This window comes from Bradyrhizobium sp. LA6.8, assembly GCF_040547935.1.
Taxonomy (GTDB): Bacteria; Pseudomonadota; Alphaproteobacteria; order Rhizobiales; family Xanthobacteraceae; genus Bradyrhizobium; species Bradyrhizobium barranii.
In genome coordinates, this window is sequence record NZ_JBEPQQ010000009.1 from 23,861 (window position 1) to 41,068 (window position 17,208).

16 protein-coding genes are annotated in these 17,208 nt (G+C 63.9%); 9 read left to right on the forward strand and 7 right to left on the reverse strand.

Going from position 1 to position 17,208, the window contains the following annotated elements:
- Positions 1-17: 17 nt before the first annotated feature.
- Complete coding sequence (locus ABIA90_RS34260; protein WP_354120471.1) at positions 18-857, reverse strand: universal stress protein; 840 nt, start codon at positions 855-857, stop codon at positions 18-20.
- A 183-nt stretch (positions 858-1,040) separates the two neighbouring features.
- Between ABIA90_RS34260 and ABIA90_RS34265 the strand changes: the two genes are divergently transcribed.
- From ABIA90_RS34265 to ABIA90_RS34275, 3 genes are all read left to right on the forward strand, one after another.
- Positions 1,041-2,564 (forward strand): bifunctional aminoglycoside phosphotransferase/ATP-binding protein, encoded by a 1,524-nt coding sequence (locus ABIA90_RS34265; RefSeq protein WP_354120470.1) that lies wholly within the window; start codon positions 1,041-1,043, stop codon positions 2,562-2,564.
- A 25-nt stretch (positions 2,565-2,589) separates the two neighbouring features.
- Complete coding sequence (locus tag ABIA90_RS34270) at positions 2,590-3,564, forward strand: CHAD domain-containing protein (protein WP_354120469.1); 975 nt, start codon at positions 2,590-2,592, stop codon at positions 3,562-3,564.
- A 92-nt stretch (positions 3,565-3,656) separates the two neighbouring features.
- Entirely contained in the window at positions 3,657-4,385 is a 729-nt protein-coding gene (locus ABIA90_RS34275; protein ID WP_354120468.1) for a CBS domain-containing protein, read from the forward strand.
- An 18-nt stretch (positions 4,386-4,403) separates the two neighbouring features.
- On the opposite strand, the gene ABIA90_RS34280 is transcribed toward ABIA90_RS34275, so the two are convergent.
- From ABIA90_RS34280 to ABIA90_RS34290, 3 genes are all read right to left on the reverse strand, one after another.
- Positions 4,404-4,862, reverse strand: a complete 459-nt coding sequence (locus tag ABIA90_RS34280) for a RidA family protein (protein WP_502916662.1) — start codon at positions 4,860-4,862, stop codon at positions 4,404-4,406.
- 21 nt (positions 4,863-4,883) lie between these two features.
- Complete coding sequence (locus ABIA90_RS34285) at positions 4,884-6,575, reverse strand: benzoate-CoA ligase family protein (protein ID WP_354120466.1); 1,692 nt, start codon at positions 6,573-6,575, stop codon at positions 4,884-4,886.
- A gap of 148 nt (positions 6,576-6,723) precedes the next feature.
- Entirely contained in the window at positions 6,724-7,233 is a 510-nt protein-coding gene (locus tag ABIA90_RS34290) for a MarR family winged helix-turn-helix transcriptional regulator (protein ID WP_354120465.1), read from the reverse strand.
- Positions 7,234-7,493: 260 nt separating this feature from the next.
- Between ABIA90_RS34290 and ABIA90_RS34295 the strand changes: the two genes are divergently transcribed.
- Entirely contained in the window at positions 7,494-8,669 is a 1,176-nt protein-coding gene (locus ABIA90_RS34295) for an ABC transporter substrate-binding protein (protein WP_354120464.1), read from the forward strand.
- 27 nt (positions 8,670-8,696) lie between these two features.
- The gene (locus ABIA90_RS34300; protein ID WP_354120463.1) at positions 8,697-9,152 is read left to right on the forward strand and encodes a cupin domain-containing protein; all 456 of its coding nucleotides are present in this window, start codon (positions 8,697-8,699) and stop codon (positions 9,150-9,152) included.
- A gap of 9 nt (positions 9,153-9,161) precedes the next feature.
- Here the strand turns inward: ABIA90_RS34300 and ABIA90_RS34305 are convergent, their stop codons facing one another.
- The 3 genes from ABIA90_RS34305 to ABIA90_RS34315 form a co-directional block, all read right to left on the reverse strand.
- On the reverse strand, positions 9,162-10,412 hold the full coding sequence (locus ABIA90_RS34305; protein WP_354120462.1) for a flavin-dependent oxidoreductase: 1,251 nt from the start codon (positions 10,410-10,412) through the stop codon (positions 9,162-9,164).
- Between the two features lie 241 nt (positions 10,413-10,653).
- Positions 10,654-11,490 carry an enoyl-CoA hydratase family protein gene (locus tag ABIA90_RS34310; RefSeq protein ID WP_354120461.1) on the reverse strand — a complete coding sequence of 279 codons (837 nt, stop codon included), beginning with the start codon at positions 11,488-11,490 and terminating at the stop codon, positions 10,654-10,656.
- 31 nt (positions 11,491-11,521) lie between these two features.
- A complete protein-coding gene (locus ABIA90_RS34315; protein WP_014493755.1) occupies positions 11,522-12,283 on the reverse strand; it encodes an SDR family NAD(P)-dependent oxidoreductase in 762 nt (253 codons plus the stop codon).
- 210 nt (positions 12,284-12,493) lie between these two features.
- Here ABIA90_RS34315 and ABIA90_RS34320 point away from each other — a divergent pair, with 210 nt between their 5' ends.
- The 4 genes from ABIA90_RS34320 to ABIA90_RS34335 are packed head-to-tail and all read left to right on the forward strand — an operon-like array spanning position 12,494 to position 17,207.
- Positions 12,494-13,291: an alpha/beta fold hydrolase gene (locus ABIA90_RS34320; protein ID WP_354120460.1), complete on the forward strand. Its 798-nt coding sequence runs from the start codon at positions 12,494-12,496 to the stop codon at positions 13,289-13,291.
- 12 nt (positions 13,292-13,303) lie between these two features.
- Positions 13,304-14,593: an acyl-CoA dehydrogenase family protein gene (locus ABIA90_RS34325; RefSeq protein WP_354120459.1), complete on the forward strand. Its 1,290-nt coding sequence runs from the start codon at positions 13,304-13,306 to the stop codon at positions 14,591-14,593.
- A gap of 2 nt (positions 14,594-14,595) precedes the next feature.
- On the forward strand, positions 14,596-16,122 hold the full coding sequence (locus ABIA90_RS34330; protein ID WP_354120458.1) for a class I adenylate-forming enzyme family protein: 1,527 nt from the start codon (positions 14,596-14,598) through the stop codon (positions 16,120-16,122).
- Positions 16,119-17,207, forward strand: coding sequence for an NAD/NADP-dependent octopine/nopaline dehydrogenase family protein (locus ABIA90_RS34335; RefSeq protein ID WP_354120457.1), 1,089 nt, complete (start codon positions 16,119-16,121; stop codon positions 17,205-17,207). The genes ABIA90_RS34330 and ABIA90_RS34335 overlap by 4 nt, the downstream gene beginning before the upstream one ends.
- The last annotated feature ends 1 nt before the right edge of the window (position 17,208 follow it).

Consider the following 17,208-nt stretch of genomic DNA (forward strand, 5'->3'; position numbering starts at 1 on the left):
ATAGACTGGCGATGCGCCTAGTGCGAGATCATAACCCAGCACGGCGGCTGGCCAATGACGGTCTTTGTCACACCACCCCAGACGATCTCGTTCAGGCGTGAATGATGGTAGGCGCCCATCACGATCGCATCCATGGCATGGGAATTCGCCCAGCTTCCGAGCACCTTGCCGATCGAGCTGCCGCCGCCCTTCGCGGTTTCGAACGAGGCGTAGACCCCGTGTTCCCTCAGATGGTCGACGAGCGCGGTTCCGGATTGCACGATGGCATCGGTCTTGTCGTCCGCCACCGTGACCACCCGGACGGATGAAGCAGCCTGAAGAATGGGCAGCGCGTCGCCGACGGCCCGCGCGGCACGGGCGGAGTGATCCCAGGCGATCATGACGTTCTCGAACTCCGGTCGCAGCTCGTCCACATGCTGTTCCGGGCAGAGCAGCAGCGGCCGGCCGGATTCGAACAGGAGCGTTTCGATGATGCGTTCCGTTTGACTGTCATGCGGCCTCACGGGGACCAACGTCAGATCGCTGAAGCGCGCGTGCTCGGCCAGGATCGACGCGATCTGGTCCGCCGGCACCTTACCCGATCGGCTTTGGGCACGAATGTTGGCGCGGGAGGCTGCATTGGTGAAGGCGTTGAGGAGTTGCTGCACGTCGCTTACCTCACGCGAACCGCTCGCCTCCGGGGGATCCAAATCGCCAGGGATGATGACCTTCGGCCGCACGAAAACATCTTCCTCGAGCGCGAGCGCGGTGATCCTGGCGCCGAGGTCGGCGGCGACAGCCACGCATGTCGCGATCGCGGCGAGGGCCGGTCCGCGCGGTTGGCCGACAAGCGGCAGAAAGACATCCTTGATGGGCATCGGGATTCTCCTTACCGGTCAGGATAAGCCACCTTTCGCCGGGAAGCTTGATCCTCCTCAAGGCGGGAACACCGCGCAGCCAGCCGACGACAGGCTTTGACCGATGTCAAGGACTGGCCCCGATCCGCCTCTAAGGATTAGCCTGCTGCCTCACCGCTGACGCATCTGGAAATGCCTGCTGAGATGACAGACGATTCTGCAATCCAGGAACGGGTCTTCGAAGCTCTAAACGCGCGTCCTGGCGTAAAGCGGATCGACACCCACGCAGCGTCGGTGTTTCTCGACGGAACGCGCGCCCTGAAGATCAAGCGGGCTGTCAAGTTTCCGTTCCTCGACTATTCGACGCTCGAAAAGCGCGAGGCGGCCTGCGAAGAGGAGATCAGGATCAACCGGCCGCTCGCGCCGCAAATCTATCACCGCGTCGTGGCGATCACGGAGGAGCCGGATGGATCGATCGAGATCGACGGTGGCGGCCGGCCGATCGAGTATGCGGTCGACATGTCCCGCTTCGACGAAAACCGTACGCTGGACCATGTGGCCAAAACCGGCCCGCTGGATGCAGAGCTCGCCCCGGCCATCGCGGATGCGATCGCAGCATCGCATGCGAGAGCGTCCGTCGCGGACGGCACCGCATGGATTGCCTCCATTCCCGCGCTGATCGATGGCAACAGCACCGGCCTGCGCAATGGCGATCATTTCGAAGCAGCCCAGATCGAGCAACTCTGCGAGGCCTCACACCAGGCATTCCTGCGCGTCCGCGCTACACTGGAAGAACGCGCGCGCCACGGCTTCGTGCGTCGCTGTCATGGCGACTTGCATCTTGCCAATATCGTGCTGATCGACCGGCAGCCTGTCCTCTTCGACGCGATCGAATTCGACGCGCAGATGGCGACTGTGGACGTGCTCTACGATCTTGCGTTCACGCTGATGGACCTGCTGCGCCATGACCAGTCGGCCACGGCCAATGCCGTCCTGAACCAGTATCTGATGACGGCGCCCGACGAAACGCTCGACGCCCTGGCGGCGCTGCCACTATTCATGTCCATTCGCGCGGCGATCCGTGCGCAGGTGGCGCTGGCGCGGCTGAGGCGGCCTGATGCCGATGGCCCCGGCACTCTCGACGAGGCGCGCCGCTATTTCGAGCTCGCCCAGGCTTTGATTCATCCCCCCGCCCCTCGCCTGATCGCGGTTGGCGGACTGTCGGGCACCGGCAAATCCGTGCTCGCCCGCGCGCTGGCGCCCGCCGTGGCGCCACATCCGGGCGCCGTCGTGCTGCGCAGCGACGTCATTCGCAAGCAGCTGTTTCAGGTGGGACACACCGAACGCCTACCGCCGTCCACGTACCGGCCTGGCGTGACGGCGCAGGTCTACGAGGTGCTGATGCAGCGCGCCCGGCAGGTTCTGGCGCAAGGCCATTCGGCAATCGTCGACGCCGTATTTGCGCGTGAGTCCGAGCGAGACGAGATGGCCGCCTTGGCACGCGAGTGCGGCGTACCGCTCAATGGACTATTCCTCGTCGCCGACCTCGCCACCCGCAAGGCGCGAATCGGCGGTCGCCGGGGCGACGCGTCCGACGCCACGCAAGAGGTTGCCGCGCAGCAAGAGCACTATAATATCGGCCATGTCGGTTGGGCGACCATCGATGCATCCGGGACACAAGCGCAGACGCTCCAGAACTGCCGGGACGTAATCGCTGAGGGCAAATAAGGCAATCTGATTGGCGCGGGCTAGGATGGCGCGACCCACCACGAGTTCGATGGCGACCGCTCGCGCCAAGCCTGCGGCACGGCGCAATGTTCTGCCGGGCCGCCTCAGCCCCGGCATGGCCTGCGACACCGCGTTCCGGATCATCGCCCGCCGTCACCTCGATGCCGTCCTCGCCCAGCACGATGGCACCTGCCACGGCGATCCCGAGGCGCTGCATCAGATCCGGATCGCACTGACGCATCTGCGCACCGCCATCCGCTTCTTCTCGCCCATGGTCGACGATGCCCTGCGGCCGAATGTCTGGGCCGAACTGAAATGGCTGAACAGCCAGCTCGGCATGGTGCGCGACCTCGACGTGGCGATCGAGCGGGTTATCGCCGAGAGCGGGGGTGAGCTTGACGTGATCGCCGAGCTTCAGCATTGGGACGAGAAGCGTGCCGAGAGCCACCGCCTGCTGGCGCGCGCGCTGCAATCGGCGCGGTATCGCCGTCTCGTCGAGCAGACCTCGGCCTGGATCGAGAGCGGTCCTTGGTCGACCCGGCGCAGCAAGGATGCCATCCGATTGCGCCGCTGCCCGCTTGCCGACCACGCGACGACGCAGCTCACGGAATGGGAAACGACGCTGCTCAGGAAGGCGCGGAAACTGCGCAAGCTCGACGTCGGAAAACGGCACAAGCTGCGGCTCCTCAACAAGCGGCTGACCTATTCGATCGAATCGCTAGAGGATTTGTTTGCAGACGAATCGCTGACCAAACAGAAGTCGATCCTCAAGCAATTGCGCAAGGCGCAGAAGTCCCTCGGGCAATTGAACGACGATGCGCGAGGGCAAACCCTGGCAGCATCACTGAACGAGGCCGTCCCCGAGGCGGGCATTCGCTTCCTCAACCGGAAGCGCCAAAAGAAGCTGTTGCGGACCGCCACGAACGCTTACCGGAAACTGGACAAGGCCAAGCCGTTCCGCTCCTCCGACCTCGCCCCGAATGCAGAGCCCGAAGATTAGGTGCGGACCAGCTTGACTTGGGTCAAATCAGCTTCCTGCCGGTGACCTAAGCTCCACACATCGATATTCGTGTGAACTTGCGGAGCTTCCCCATGCGCGCCCACCAGATCATGACCCGCTCGGTCATCTCGGTTGCCCCCCACACCAGCATCGTCGAGGCGGCAAACATCATGCTGAAGCGGCACGTCAGCGGCCTCACCGTGGTCGACGATGCCGGCAAGCTGGTCGGCGTGGTCTCCGAGGGGGATTTCGTCCGCCGCAGCGAAATCGGCACCGGGCGCAAGCGAGGCCGCTGGCTGCGGTTCATCCTCGGCCCCGGCAAATCCGCCAGCGATTTCGTCCACGAACATGGCCGCAAGGTCTCGGAGGTGATGACCGCCTCGGTCGTGACCATCACCGAGGATACCGCGCTCGCGGAGATCGTCGATCTCATGGAACGGAACAACGTCAAGCGGCTGCCGGTGGTACGCGGCGACAAGGTCGTCGGCATCGTCTCGCGCGCCAATCTATTGCAGGCGGTGGCGGGGCTCGCCCGCGAGGTACCGGATCCGACGGCCGACGACGATCACATTCGCGGCCGTATCATCGACACCATGGAGAAAAACGACTGGTGCCCGTTCGGACTGAACGTCATCGTCCGGGACGGCATCGTTCATCTGAGCGGCGTCATCACCGAGGAACGCGCGCGTCAGGCCGCCGTCGTCGCGGCGGAGAACGTCGAGGGCGTCAAGAAGGTGCACGACCATCTGTGCTGGGTCGACACCGTATCGGGCGTCTATCTGAATTCGCCCGAGGACGACGATCTCGCCAGGGCCAGCTAGGCGCGAACCGAAGGCGACTTAGCGGGGAATGACAGCGGTGGCTTCGATCTCGACGCGCGCCGCCTTCTCGACGAGGCGGACGACCTGCACCAGCGCCATCGCAGGATAGTGCGCACCGAAGGTGGCACGGTAGCTCTTGCCGAGCTCCCTCAGGTTCGCCAGGTATTCGTCCATGTCGACGACGTACCAGGTCAGCCGCACGAGGTGCTCGGGCCGCGCACCCCCCTCGGCTAATATCTCGGCGATGTTGCTCAGGGCTTGGCGCACCTGTGCGACAAAGCCGTCCGCGAGACGCTCCTCGGCGTCCCAGCCGATCACGCCGCCGGTGACGACGATGCGTCCCTCGGCGGCCATGCCGTTGGCATAGCCTTTCGGTAGCGGCCAGCCGGACGGTTGGAGCACCTGCGCCCTGGAGCCGGTTTCGCTCTCGGCTGCTGTCGGCAGCACCGCGAGGTGCGGGCCTTTCGGCGTCGTCACGGACAATTCTTCATCCTTCTCTTATTCCGCCGCAACGCCAGAGGACGTCGCTGCAGCCTGCGCCAGCTGCCGCAGGGCAAATCGCTTCAACTTGCCGGTCTCGGTCTTCGGCAGTTGCACCACGAACTCGATCGCGCGCGGATATTTGTAAGGCGCAATCTCACGTTTGACATGCTCCTGCAACTCCGCTGCGAGTTGAGCGTCCGGCGTCACACCGGGGGCGGCGATGACATAGGCCTTCACGATCATGCCACGCGCCTCGTCCGGCGCACCGACGACGCCGCACTCGGCTACGGATGGATGCGTCAGCAGCGCCGCCTCCACATCCGTGCCCGCGATGTTGTACCCGGCTGACACGATCATGTCGTCGGAGCGCGACTGGTACCAGAAGTAGCCGTCGCTATCCATCAGATAGGTATCGCCGGTGATGTTCCAGCCGTTCTGGACGTATTTGCGCTGCCGCTCGTCGGCGAGATAGCGGCAGCCGGTCGGGCCGCGCACCGCGAGCCGCCCCATCGTGCCCGGCGGCAGGTCATTGCCGTCGTCATCGACGATTTTTGCTTCGTAACCCGGCACGGGTTTGCCGGTTGCGCCGGGACGGATCTCGTCCACGGTCGCGCTGATGAAGATGTGCAGCAGCTCGGTCGAACCGATGCCGTCCATCAGCTTGATGCCGGTGGCCTTGAGCCAGGCATCGAATGTCGGCTTGGGGAGGGTCTCGCCCGCAGAGACGCACTTTCGCAGCGATGAAATGTCGCGACCTGCGAGCTTGCCGATCATGGCGCGATAGGCGGTCGGCGCGGTGAAGCAGACCGAGGTCTTGTATTGCTCGATCGCCGTCAGCATGTCGTCCGGCGTCGTCTTCTCCAGCACGACGAAGGAAGCGCCGATATGCATCGGAAACAACACGCCGCCGAAGCCGAAGGTAAAGGCGAGCGGGGCTGAACCGACGAAGCGATCCTTCTGCTCCGCCCTCAAGATGTTGTGCGCATAACCGTCGCAGACCGCCAGCATATCCCGATGGAAATGCATGGTGCCCTTGGGATCGCCCGTCGTGCCCGACGTGAAGGCAATCAGGCAGATGTCATCGGCGGCGGTATCGACCGCCTTGAACTCCGGGCTTGCATCAGCAATCAGCGCCTCGAGCGAGTCCGACGCGCCGTTGCCCCAATAGACCACGTGCTTGAGGCCGGGCGCCGCCGCTTTCGCCTTCTCCATCTCCTCCGAGAGTTTTCCATCGCAGAGCGCGAGTGTAATCTCCGCCTTCTGGATCGGATAAGATAGTTCCTTGGCGCGCAGCAGAGGCATGGTCGCCACGACGATGCCGCCAGCCTTGATCACCGCGAGATAGGTCGCAACCATCATCGGATTGTTGGCGGAGCGCAGCAGCACGCGTCCGCCGGTTACGAGACCAAGCTTGCGAACCAGCACGTTGGCGATGCGGTTCACGAGCGCTTGCAGCTCGCGATAGGTGTAGCTGACGGCCGGACTGATGACGCACGGCGCGTCGCCGTGGCCCTGATCGACCCAGCGGTCGAGAAAATAGCTGACGCAGTTCAATCGCGGCGGGTAGTGCAGCTCCGGCCGCGTGAAGATGAATTCGGGCCAGAACTCGCGCGGCGGCAGATGCTGCCGTGCGAATGTATCGACGTGGGCCGTCGCGGCGTTGCCGTCATACGAGCCCGACTCTTGAGCCTTAGCGGCGTTGGCCATCGCACGCTCCTTTCAGCATGGAAAGCACCCGGCAGCATCATCTGGAAAACATTTTAGGCTTAAAACAATTCGGCGCAATAGCGGATTTTGGGCATCCCATGCATTTTCCTGCGGCAAGGTGGGACTGGCGGGGTGCCCCGCTGGCGGACTACGGCCGGCGGCGACCGGCCGATTTCTGCGCCGACGCCTTTGTCTTGGCCAGGAGCCGCATCAATTCGCGGACATCCTTCGGGGTCAGGTCGGCGAACAGATCGGCGATCCAGGTCTCGTGTTCCGCAGCCATCCTGCGAAACTCGGCGCGACCCAGCTTTGTGAGGCGGATCACCTGGACGCGGCGGTCCGTCTCCGAGGTGCGCCGGTCGAGATGGCCCGATTCCACCAGCCGTTCGACGAGGCCGGTGACGTTGCCGTTGGACACCATCATGCGCTTGGAGACCTCGGACAGCGTCATGCCATCGGGCGCCTTGTCGAGCTGCGCCATCAGGTCGAACCGGGGCAGCGTGACGTCGAAGCGCTGTCGCAGGCGGCCACGGACTTCGCTTTCAATCAGGGTCGTGCAGGTGAGCAGACGCAGCCACAGCCGAAGCTCTTCGGCGTGGTCCTCCGGCGTCTCGACGGCCTTGGTCTCGGAATCGAGCATCTCGATGCAGTCACTCATGGCCGGCCCTGGCGCCAGCACGGATTCCCCAACGTTTTGAGCTTCAAATAAATCGGCCCCGGCCGCAAGCCTAAAGCTGCAACAATCGACCACACTCGAATTTCTTTAGGCTTCAAATAATTGGCGCGCCACTTGCATGCGCCACTGCCCGCAGGATGGCCACGCCTTGAGCTTGCTTGCCGCGGCCGCCATCATCGGCATAAGCTTGGATTGGAGTACGCGGCTTGCTGCGCAGGCCCGATCGTCACGGGGGACACATCATGAAGACGCAAACGACCTTGGCCGCTGCCGCCCTGCTGCTCGGCACCGCGGTGAGCCCTTCCCTCGCCCAGGAGAAGATCAAGCTGGGCGTGGTCGTGACCCTGTCGGGCCCCGCCGCCGCGCTTGGCCAGCAGGTCCGCGACGGCTTTGCGCTCGCCGTGAAGGATCTCGGCGGCAAGATGGGGGGCCGAGATGTCGAGGTGATCGTCGCCGATGACGAGTTGAAGCCCGACGCAGCGGTCACGAAGGTCAAGGGCCTTCTGGAGCGCGACAAGGTCGACTTCGTGGTGGGCCCGATCTTCTCCAACATCCTCCAGGCGATCCACCGCCCCATTACGGAGTCCAAGACGTTCCTGATCAGCCCCAACGCCGGCCCATCGACTTTCGCCGGCAAGGACTGCAACCCGTTCTTCTATGTGACGTCGTACCAGAACGATCAGGTCCACGAGATCCTCGGCAAGGTGGCGCAGGATCGCGGCTACAAGCGCATGTATCTGATGGTGCCGAACTATCAGGCCGGCAAGGATTCGGTGGCGGGCTTCAAGCTCGACTACAAGGGCGAGATCGTCGAAGAATCCTACATGCCGCTGAACACGCTGGACTTCCAGCCGGAACTTTCCAAGATCTCGTCGCAGAAGCCCGATGCGCTGTTCACGTTCATGCCGGGCGGCCTCGGCGTCAATCTCGTCAAGCAATACCGGCAGGCCGGCCTTGCCGACAGCATTCCGGTGCTCTCGGCTTTCACGGTGGATGAATCGACCTTGCCGGCGCAGCAGGATGCGGCCGTCGGCATGTTTGGCGGCGCGAACTGGGCGCCCAATCTCGACAATCCCCAGAACAAGAAGTTCGTCGCGGCCTATGAAGCCGCCTACAACGTCGTGCCCGGCACCTACGCTTTCCAGGCCTATGACGCCGCGATGCTGATCGACAGCGCGGTCAAGACCGTGAAAGGCGATCTCTCGAACAAGGATGCGGTTGGGGCTGCGCTGAAGAAGGCCGACTTCACCTCTCTGCGCGGCGCCTTCAAGTTCAACACCAACGGCTATCCGATCCAGGATTTCTATCTAACCAAGGTCGCTAAGCGTGCGGACGGCAAGTTCCAGACCGAGATCGTTCAGAAGGTCTTCGAGAACTATGGCGACCGCTATGCCAAGGACTGCAAGGCGGCAAACTAAGCCGCACCGCACTACGGGAGGACTGCAATGAAAAGCGAGATCACCGGCATCACACGGGCCAATGAAGGGATCCAGGGCATTTCCTGGAACATCCTCGGCCAGACCTATGTGCCGAAGAGCAATACCGAGCACAGCTTCTCCTGGCACGCGACATTGCCGCCGGGCACATTCGTGCCGCCGCACATCCATCCCGACCAGGATGAGTATCTCTACATGCTCGAGGGCAAACTCGACTTCGTGCTCGGCAATTCGGAGTCGCAGGCGACCGCGGGCGATCTGATCCGCCTCGGCATGGGCGTGCCGCACGGCATCTTCAACAAGTCTGAGCAGACCGCAAAGGTGCTGTTCTGGGTGTCGCCAACCCGCAAGCTGTTCGACCTGTTCTGGGGCCTTCACAACATGAAGGAACAGAAGCCCGAGGACGTGGTGGCGATAGCCGCCGAATTCAACATCCACTTCCTGCCGCCGCCGCCCGGCGGCTAGCAGCGAGTCCTAAGCGCGCACCGCCGCCAGACCCGGCACGGCGGCGAAGCCGGCCTTGGTGGCGTAGCCGCGCACGATCGCCTCGCGCTGGGAATAGCTCAGCACGTTGTCGACGTTGTCGAAGCCATCGGGTGCAAGCTGCTCGACGGCGTCGATGACGCCCTCGGGGCCGCCGCGCCGGTTGGAGCGGACGATGTCAGCGGTCATCGGCAGACGCTTCTTCTCATATTCAAGCAAAGCTTGGCGCGGATGCTCGGCGCGCACCAGCGCATCGGCAAGGCAGCGCGCGTCGAGGATCGCCTGAGATGCGCCGTTGGAGCCGACCGGATACATGGGATGCGCGGCATCGCCGAGCAGCGTAACGCGCCCGGACGACCAGTAAGGCAAGGGATCGCGGTCGCAGGTCGGATATTCGTAGAACTCAGGCGTTGCCGAGATCAGGCTCTTGATGTCGATATAGGGCACCGAGAAGCGCGCGACATGCGGCATCAACTCCTCGCGCCGGCCGGGCCGCGACCAGTCTTCCTTCCGGGGCGGCGGGGCATTACCTTCGCCGACCTTCACCAGCACCGCCCAGTTGGTGAGACGGCTCGCTTGGCTCGATCCCTCTGCGATCGGATAGATCACCACCTTGGCGTTGAGGCCGCCGGCCACGATCATCGACTTGCCGGTGAGGAACAGCGGCCAATCGCGCGCACCGCGCCATAGCATCAGGCCGTTCCAGCACGGCGGTCCCTCGTTCGGGAACAGCGTGTCGCGAACGCGAGAATGGATGCCGTCAGCGCCGATCAGGATATCGCCGCGCGCAGTATGGATGTGCGCGCCCGAGCGGTCGAAGAAATAAGCGGTGACGCCGCCCTCGTCCTGCGTGAAGGCGCCGAGGCGGCAGCCGGTGTGAATTGCCTCCGGTCCGAGCCGCTCCTCGACGGCGCGATGGATGACGCCCTGAAGGCGGCCACGGTGAATCGAGAATTGCGGCACGTCATGGCCGGCGTCGATGCCGCGGGCTTCACGCCAGACCTCCTGGCCGTGGCGATTGAGGTAATAGAGCTGGTCGGTGCGGATCGCGACGTCGTCGAGCTGCTGGAGGAGACCGAGGCCGGCAAGCTCCCGCATCGCATGCGGCAGCGTGTTGATGCCGACGCCGAGCTCGCGGATGGTGTCGGCCTGCTCGAAAATCTCGCATCCGATGCCGCGCGAGCGCAGCATCAATGCCGTGGTGAGACCACCGATACCGCCACCGACGATAATCGCCTTCATCGCCCTTACTCCACTCGAAAATACGCCAGGCAATGGGGCTAAAGTCGCACGGGCGGTCACTCCGCCGCAAGCAGCTTTGTCGCCTCCACCTTGAGCTCGGCCCGGGTCTTGGGCTTAGCCTTAATTCTCAGCTCCTCGAGATCCCGCCGGTCGCGCACGCCGTTGCGGAAAATCTGATCGATTCCGGGCAGGTATTGCGGCGCAAGTCACCGTTGCTGGCTTCCCGCAGCAAGTCCGGGGCTCAGTCGCCCCTGAAGACCGGCTTGACCTTGTTGGCGAATGCTTCAAAGGCGCGCTCGAAATCCGCCGTGGTCATGCACAGCGCCTGGGCAACCGCTTCCGCTTCGATCGCCTCTTCAATCGACATCGCCCATTCCATCGCCAGCATCCGCTTGGTCATGGTGTTGCCGAAGGTCGGGCCTTCCGCAACCTGCTTGGCCAGCAACTGCGCCTGGGGCAGCACCTGCTCGGGCGTGACGATGCGGCTGAAAAAGCCCCAGCGCTCGCCCTCCTCCGCCGTCATGAACCGGCCGGTGTAGAGCAACTCGGAGGCGCGGGACTGTCCGATGATCCGCGGCAGGATCGCACAGGCGCCCATGTCGCAGCCGCCAAGGCCGACCTTGTTGAAGAGGAACGCGACCTTCGCGCCGCTCGCCGCGAGCCGCATATCCGATGCCATCGCGATGATCGCGCCGGCGCCGGCGCAGATGCCTTCGACCGCGGCCACAATGGGTTGAGGGCAGGCGCGCATCGCCTTGACGAGGTCGCCGGTCATCCGCGTGAAGGCGGTCAACCCCTTGGTGTCCATCCTCACGAGCGGGCCGATGATCTCAAACACATCGCCGCCGGACGAGAAGTTACCGCCGGCGCCGGTGACGATGATGGCCTTGACTGCATCATCGAAAGCGCAGGCGCGGAAGAAATCCGTCAGTTCCCGATAGCTCTCGAAAGTCAGCGGATTCTTCCGCTCGGGACGGTTGAGCGTCACCGTGGCAACGCTGTCGACCACCGCCAGCAGGAAGTGCTGCGGCGAATAATCCGCGAGCGGCACGGTCACAGGATTGGCTGGTCTGCTCATGCGATCTCCTAACTATGTTTGTTCCGCGCTACTAGATTTCGCCGCCTGCGACTGCAATCGCCTGCCCGGTGATCGCGCCAGCGCCTTCGCCGCACAACCAAAGCACTGCGTCAGCCACCTCTTGAGGCGTGATCAGCCGTCCCTGCGGATTGTGCTTCGCGAGCTCGGCGATCGCCTGCTCGCGGCTCCTGCCGGTCTTCTTCATGATGTTTTCAATGCTGCCGGCGACCAGATCGGTGTCGGTGAAGCCCGGACACACCGCATTCACAGTCACATTGCTTCCGGCCGTCTCGAGGGCAAGAGAGCGCACGAGACCGACGACGGCGTGCTTCGCCGCCGTATACGCGCTGACATAGGCGTAGCCCTTGAGCCCTGCCGTCGAGGCAATCGCGACGATGCGGCCATAGGGACGATCCTTCATGCCCGGCAGAACGCCCTGGATGGCATGGACAACGCCCATGAAATTGACGTCCATCATGCGCGCAAACAGGGCAGCGTCCGATTTCGCGAACGGCGCGGATTCTGCACTTCCCGCGTTGGCGATCAGGATGTCGATCGGCTTTCGCGCGCTCGCTTCAGCGATAGCGGCTTTCAGTGATAATTCGTTCGAGACGTCGGCGATCGCAGCAAAATGCGCGGCACCTGCGCTGACCGCCTCTTCTAGAACAGCGGCGTTCCGGCCGAGCACCGTCACGGTTGCGCCTGCCCCGACAAGAGAGGCTGCGATGGCGCGGCCGATGCCGCGACCGCCACCGGTCACGAGCGCGTGCGGCGAGTGCGGCAATCCGGACATGCGCTGGCTCCTTGGCTCTGCTGATCGTTCCTCGATATATTTTAACCTTCAAGTTTTTGCAACGAAGCTGCCGTAGCGCCGCGAACGCCTTCGCGCGAGAGACCGGCCCGAAAATTGCTTTAAGTATAAAATTATCGCTTCCCATCCCCTACAGGCCTGTTAGCATCGACCGGCCGAGCAAAAGGATGTCGCGTGTCGCAGCCTGCGCCAATGATAACAAAAGACGGCCGCTTCGCCTATGAAGCCGCGGGCGATCCGGACGCGACACCCCTGATCTTCCTGCATGGCATTGGCGGCGCGGCACGGGCCTGGCGGCAGCAGCTCGCGAGATTCAGCACCCAGTTCCGCGCGATTGCATGGGACATGCCGGGCTACGGCGGATCGGCGCCGCTCGCCAGCGTCAGCATCGCGGCCCTTGCCGATGCGCTCCAGCAATTCATTGAGCAGCTTGGTGCAACCAAGCCAATTCTGGTCGGCCATTCGATCGGTGGCATGATCGTCCAGAAATGGCTGGCGCAATCTCCGAAGCTGGCCCGCGCGGTCGTCCTCGCGCAGACCAGCCCGGCCTTCGGCAAGGCCGATGGCGATTGGCAGAAATCGTTCATCGCGGCGCGGCTTGGGCCGCTCGATCGCGGCGAGACCATGAAGTCGCTGGCTCCTTCCCTGGTGAAGGAGCTTGTCGGCGACGATCCTGATCCGAAGGGAATGGAGCTTGCGCGCGAGTGCATGGCAAGCGTGCCCGAGGCGAGCTATCGCGCCATGATGCTGGCTTTGATGGGCTTCGATCAGCGCAGCACGCTCAAGGACATTTCCGTCCCGACGCTGTTGTTGTCCGGCTCCAAGGACAACAACGCGCCTGCTACCATGATGGCAAAGACGGCAACATTCATTCCCTCTGCCGAATATGTCGAGCTGGCCGGGGTCGGCCATCTCGCCAACCTTGAACGCCCTGACGCGTTCGACGAAGCCCTCGGCCGGTTCCTGAATTCCGTCGCGACCAAAACGTAGGGTGGCTGCGCAATGACCATGCAAGTCAGAAAGAACATCGGCGCAACCGACAAGGTCGCGCTGGATGCTCCGATCTTCGATCCCGTCGCATTCCGCCTGAGCGACGAGCAGGCCGGCATCGTCGCGCGCGCCCGCGAGATCGGCCAGAGCGTGTTCGCTGGTCGCGCGGCGACTTACGATCGCGAGGCGATCTTCCCGACAGAGAATTATCGCGACCTGCATCGCGTCGGCCTGCTCGGCATCGCGGTTCCCAAGAAGCATGGCGGGCTCGGCGCGAACTATCAAACTTACGCACTGGCGGCAGCGGAAATCGGCCGCTATTGCGGCGCGACCGCCCTCACCTGGAACATGCACGTCTGCTCGACCCTGTGGTCAGGTCCGCTCGCCGACGATCTCGACATGGACGCGGAGACCCGCGCCGAGCACGAGCGGCGGCGCGCGGTTCATTACAAGCGTATCGTCGAGGATGGGGCGATCTACTCGCAGCCCTTTTCCGAGGGCGGAGCGGCCGCGGCCGGCGGCGTCGCGTTCGGCACGGAAGCAAGGCCCGTGAAGGGCGGTTGGATCGTCAACGGCAAGAAGATCTTTGCATCGCTGTCCGGTCATGCCGACTATTACGGCGTGCTCTGCACCGAGATGGAGGAGGGCGAAAAAGCCTCGCGCCGCAACACCCTTTACCTCGCGATCTCCGCGAAATCGGACGGTGTCTCGGTGGTCGGCGACTGGGATCCGCTCGGCATGCGCGGCACAGTCTCTCGCACGCTGCTGTTCAAGGATGTATTCGTCCCTGAGGATTCCGCGCTGATGCCGCGCGGCGTCTATTTTCAGGCAGCGATGCGCTGGCCTCATATGTTCCTGACGCTGTCGCCGACCTATATGGGCCTGGCGCAAGCCGCCTATGATTTCACCGTACGCTATCTTCGCGGCGAGGTGCCGGGCATGCCGCCGGTCAAGCGCCGGATGTACCCGACCAAGCAGATCGCGGTCGCACAGATGCAGATCAAGCTTGAGCAGATCAAGGCGATCTGGTTCCAGGCGGTCACCGAGGCCCACGCCAATCCAAGCAAGGAGCAGGTGCTGCGCGCCTATGCCGCGCAATATTCGGTGATGGAGGGCGCCAATGAGCTCGCCGCGCTCGCGATCCGCACCTGCGGCGGTCAGGCCATGCTCCGCTCGCTGCCGCTGGAGCGCATCTATCGCGACAGCCGCTGCGGCTCGCTGATGCTACCCTGGACCGCCGAGCTCTGCCTCGACCGGATCGGGCGCGAGGCGCTGTACGAGGCCGGTGAAACGGACGACTGACCGTGGACCTCTGTAGTCTGATCGATCGCAACGCGGCGTTCGCGCCAGACAAGACGGCGATCGCCTTCGAGGGTGAGCGGCTGAGCTACGCCGCACTCGCCGCGCGCATCGAACGGACCGCCACGGCGTTGAAGCAGGAGCTCGGCGTCGGCCGAGGCGACCGCGTCGCAATCCTGAGCCTGAACCGACCGGACTATCTGGTTCTGCTCTACGCATGCGCGCGACTTGGTGCGATGCTGGTGCCGCTGAACTGGCGGCTGGCGGTTGCCGAGCAGCGCTTCATTCTCACCGATGCGGGCGCAAAAGTCCTGGTACTCGAGCAGGCATTTGCGGGAGTTCTCCCGGAGCTTGCGCCGGGGACGGCCGTCATCGGACTCGACTTCACGCCACCTCGTGGCGCGACATTCGAGGCGTTGCTGGCTCGCAGCGAAGGCAATGGCCGCAACCCGCACACCAATCTCTCCTGCCCGCTGCTCGTCGTCTACACGTCTGGAACGACGGGACGGCCGAAGGGCGCTGTTCTGCGGCAAGAAGCCTTGTTCTGGAACGGCGTCATGAGCCAGCACATGCACAACATGACGTCGGATGATCACGTGCTGACGGTACTGCCGTTCTTCCATGTCGGCGGCCTCAACATCCAGACCACGCCGGCGCTGCAGCTTGGTGCGACCGTCACGATCCACGCCCGCTTCACGCCGGATACTGCGCTCGCGGCCATTGAACGGGAACGACCGACCCTGACAGTGATGGTGCCTGCAATCCTCCAGGCCGTGAGCGAGCATCCCGCCTGGACAACGACCGATCTCTCGTCGCTCAAAGCCGTCTCGACCGGCTCGACCATCGTGCCACCGCACCTGATCGACCGCTTCGTGGCGCGCGATGTTCCGGTGCTTCAGGTCTATGGATCGACGGAAACTTGCCCCATCGCAGTCTACACCCGGCTTGGCGGCGATCTTTCGCGCGCGGGATCGACTGGACTTGCCGGCCTGTGCTGCGAAGCGAAGGTGATCGATCAGGCCGGCAATGAGGTCCCTGCGGGTACGCCGGGCGAAATCGCCGTGCGCGGGCCCAACGTATTCTTCGAATATTGGGGCAATGCGGATGCCACGCACGATGCGCTGCACGACGGTTGGTATCGCACCGGCGATATCGGCCTGTGCGATGCCGACGGGTATTTCTGGGTCCGCGACCGCAAGAAGAATGTGATCATTTCCGGCGGCGAGAACGTCTATCCGGCCGAGGTCGAGCGCGTCCTGCTCGAACATCCCGATGTCAGCGAATGCGCCGTGATCGGCCGGCCGGACCCGCGCTGGGACGAGGTGCCGATCGCCTATGTCATCGCGCGGTCCGGCTGCCGGCTCGAAGCGGAGGAGCTGAGAGCGCATCTTCAGACGCAGCTCGCCCGTTACAAGGTTCCGCGCGACATCGTCTTCGTCGACGACCTGCCGCGCACGGCACTGGGCAAGGTCCAGCATTTCCTGCTGAAGCAGCTTGATGCGCAGTCGCGCGCGCAAGGAGAAGCATCTTGAAGATTGCAGTTCTGGGTGGGGGAAACGGCTCCTTCGCAGCCGCGGGCGATTTTGCGCTGTCAGGGCATGAGGTCCGGCTCTGGCGCCGCGACACCGATCAGGTGACGGCGCATCGCGCGGCCGGCTCGCGCATCCTGGTCAAGGATCATAATGGCCGGCACGATGTGAAGCTCGCGCTGGTGACGACCGACATAGCCGAAGCAATTGATGGCACCAAGCTGATTCTGTGCCCCGCCCCTGCCTTCGCGCAGCCGGACATTGCTCGTTTGCTCGCTCCGCACTTGCGGGACGGCCAGGTCGTGTTCCTGCCGCCCGCCACATTCGGCTCGATGATCTTCGCCCAAGCCGCGCGGGATGCCGGAAACCACGCCAAGGCAAGCTTTGCCGAGACCGGCACGCTACCTTGGCTGACCCGCAAGCACGGGCCGTTCGAAGTCGCGATTACCATCCGCGCCAAGCGGTTGCCGGTCGGCGTGTTTCCGCTCGATCGGGCCGCGCATGCAATCGAAGTGATCGGACGCGCTTTCCCTGATGCGATCGAGCCCTGCGGCGATGCGCTCTCCGGCGCGCTGATGAATGCTGGGCCCATTATTCACCCGCCGCTGATCGTGATGAACGCGGGCCCGATCGAGCATTTCGAACGATGGGACATCCACAAGGAAGGAACGCAGGCCGCGATCCGCCGGGTGACCGACGCGCTCGACGCAGAACGGATCGCGGTGCGCGAAGCGCTTGGCTATGGCGCACCGCATTTTCCGCTGGCCCACCATTACGCCAAAGAAGGCGAGATCTGGATGTATGGCCGCGGCTCGCACGACCGGCTGACCGATTCCGGCGACTGGCGTGAGCGGATCGTGCTGACCGAGCACCGCTATATGCGTGAGGATCTGCGGCTTGGGCTGTCGCTGCTGGTCTCCGCCGCCACCCTGGCGGGCACGCCCACACCGTTGGCCAGGGCCTTTCTGGCCATCGGCGGTGCGATTTGCGGCGAGGATTTTGCGCAGCGCGGCCGAACGCTCGAGACGCTGGGGCTTGGCAATCTCGGCAAAGCCGAGCTCCAGGCGCTTCTTCGCAGGGGATTTTGAC

Coding starts and splice junctions, on each gene's coding strand:
- ABIA90_RS34260 (WP_354120471.1), bottom strand. CDS start 857: ATGCCCATCAAGGATGTCTTTCTGCCGCTTGTCGGCCAACCGCGCGGA.
- ABIA90_RS34265 (WP_354120470.1), top strand. CDS start 1,041: ATGACAGACGATTCTGCAATCCAGGAACGGGTCTTCGAAGCTCTAAAC.
- ABIA90_RS34270 (WP_354120469.1), top strand. CDS start 2,590: ATGGCGCGACCCACCACGAGTTCGATGGCGACCGCTCGCGCCAAGCCT.
- ABIA90_RS34275 (WP_354120468.1), top strand. CDS start 3,657: ATGCGCGCCCACCAGATCATGACCCGCTCGGTCATCTCGGTTGCCCCC.
- ABIA90_RS34285 (WP_354120466.1), bottom strand. CDS start 6,575: ATGGCCAACGCCGCTAAGGCTCAAGAGTCGGGCTCGTATGACGGCAAC.
- ABIA90_RS34290 (WP_354120465.1), bottom strand. CDS start 7,233: ATGAGTGACTGCATCGAGATGCTCGATTCCGAGACCAAGGCCGTCGAG.
- ABIA90_RS34295 (WP_354120464.1), top strand. CDS start 7,494: ATGAAGACGCAAACGACCTTGGCCGCTGCCGCCCTGCTGCTCGGCACC.
- ABIA90_RS34300 (WP_354120463.1), top strand. CDS start 8,697: ATGAAAAGCGAGATCACCGGCATCACACGGGCCAATGAAGGGATCCAG.
- ABIA90_RS34305 (WP_354120462.1), bottom strand. CDS start 10,412: ATGAAGGCGATTATCGTCGGTGGCGGTATCGGTGGTCTCACCACGGCA.
- ABIA90_RS34310 (WP_354120461.1), bottom strand. CDS start 11,490: ATGAGCAGACCAGCCAATCCTGTGACCGTGCCGCTCGCGGATTATTCG.
- ABIA90_RS34315 (WP_014493755.1), bottom strand. CDS start 12,283: ATGTCCGGATTGCCGCACTCGCCGCACGCGCTCGTGACCGGTGGCGGT.
- ABIA90_RS34320 (WP_354120460.1), top strand. CDS start 12,494: ATGATAACAAAAGACGGCCGCTTCGCCTATGAAGCCGCGGGCGATCCG.
- ABIA90_RS34325 (WP_354120459.1), top strand. CDS start 13,304: ATGACCATGCAAGTCAGAAAGAACATCGGCGCAACCGACAAGGTCGCG.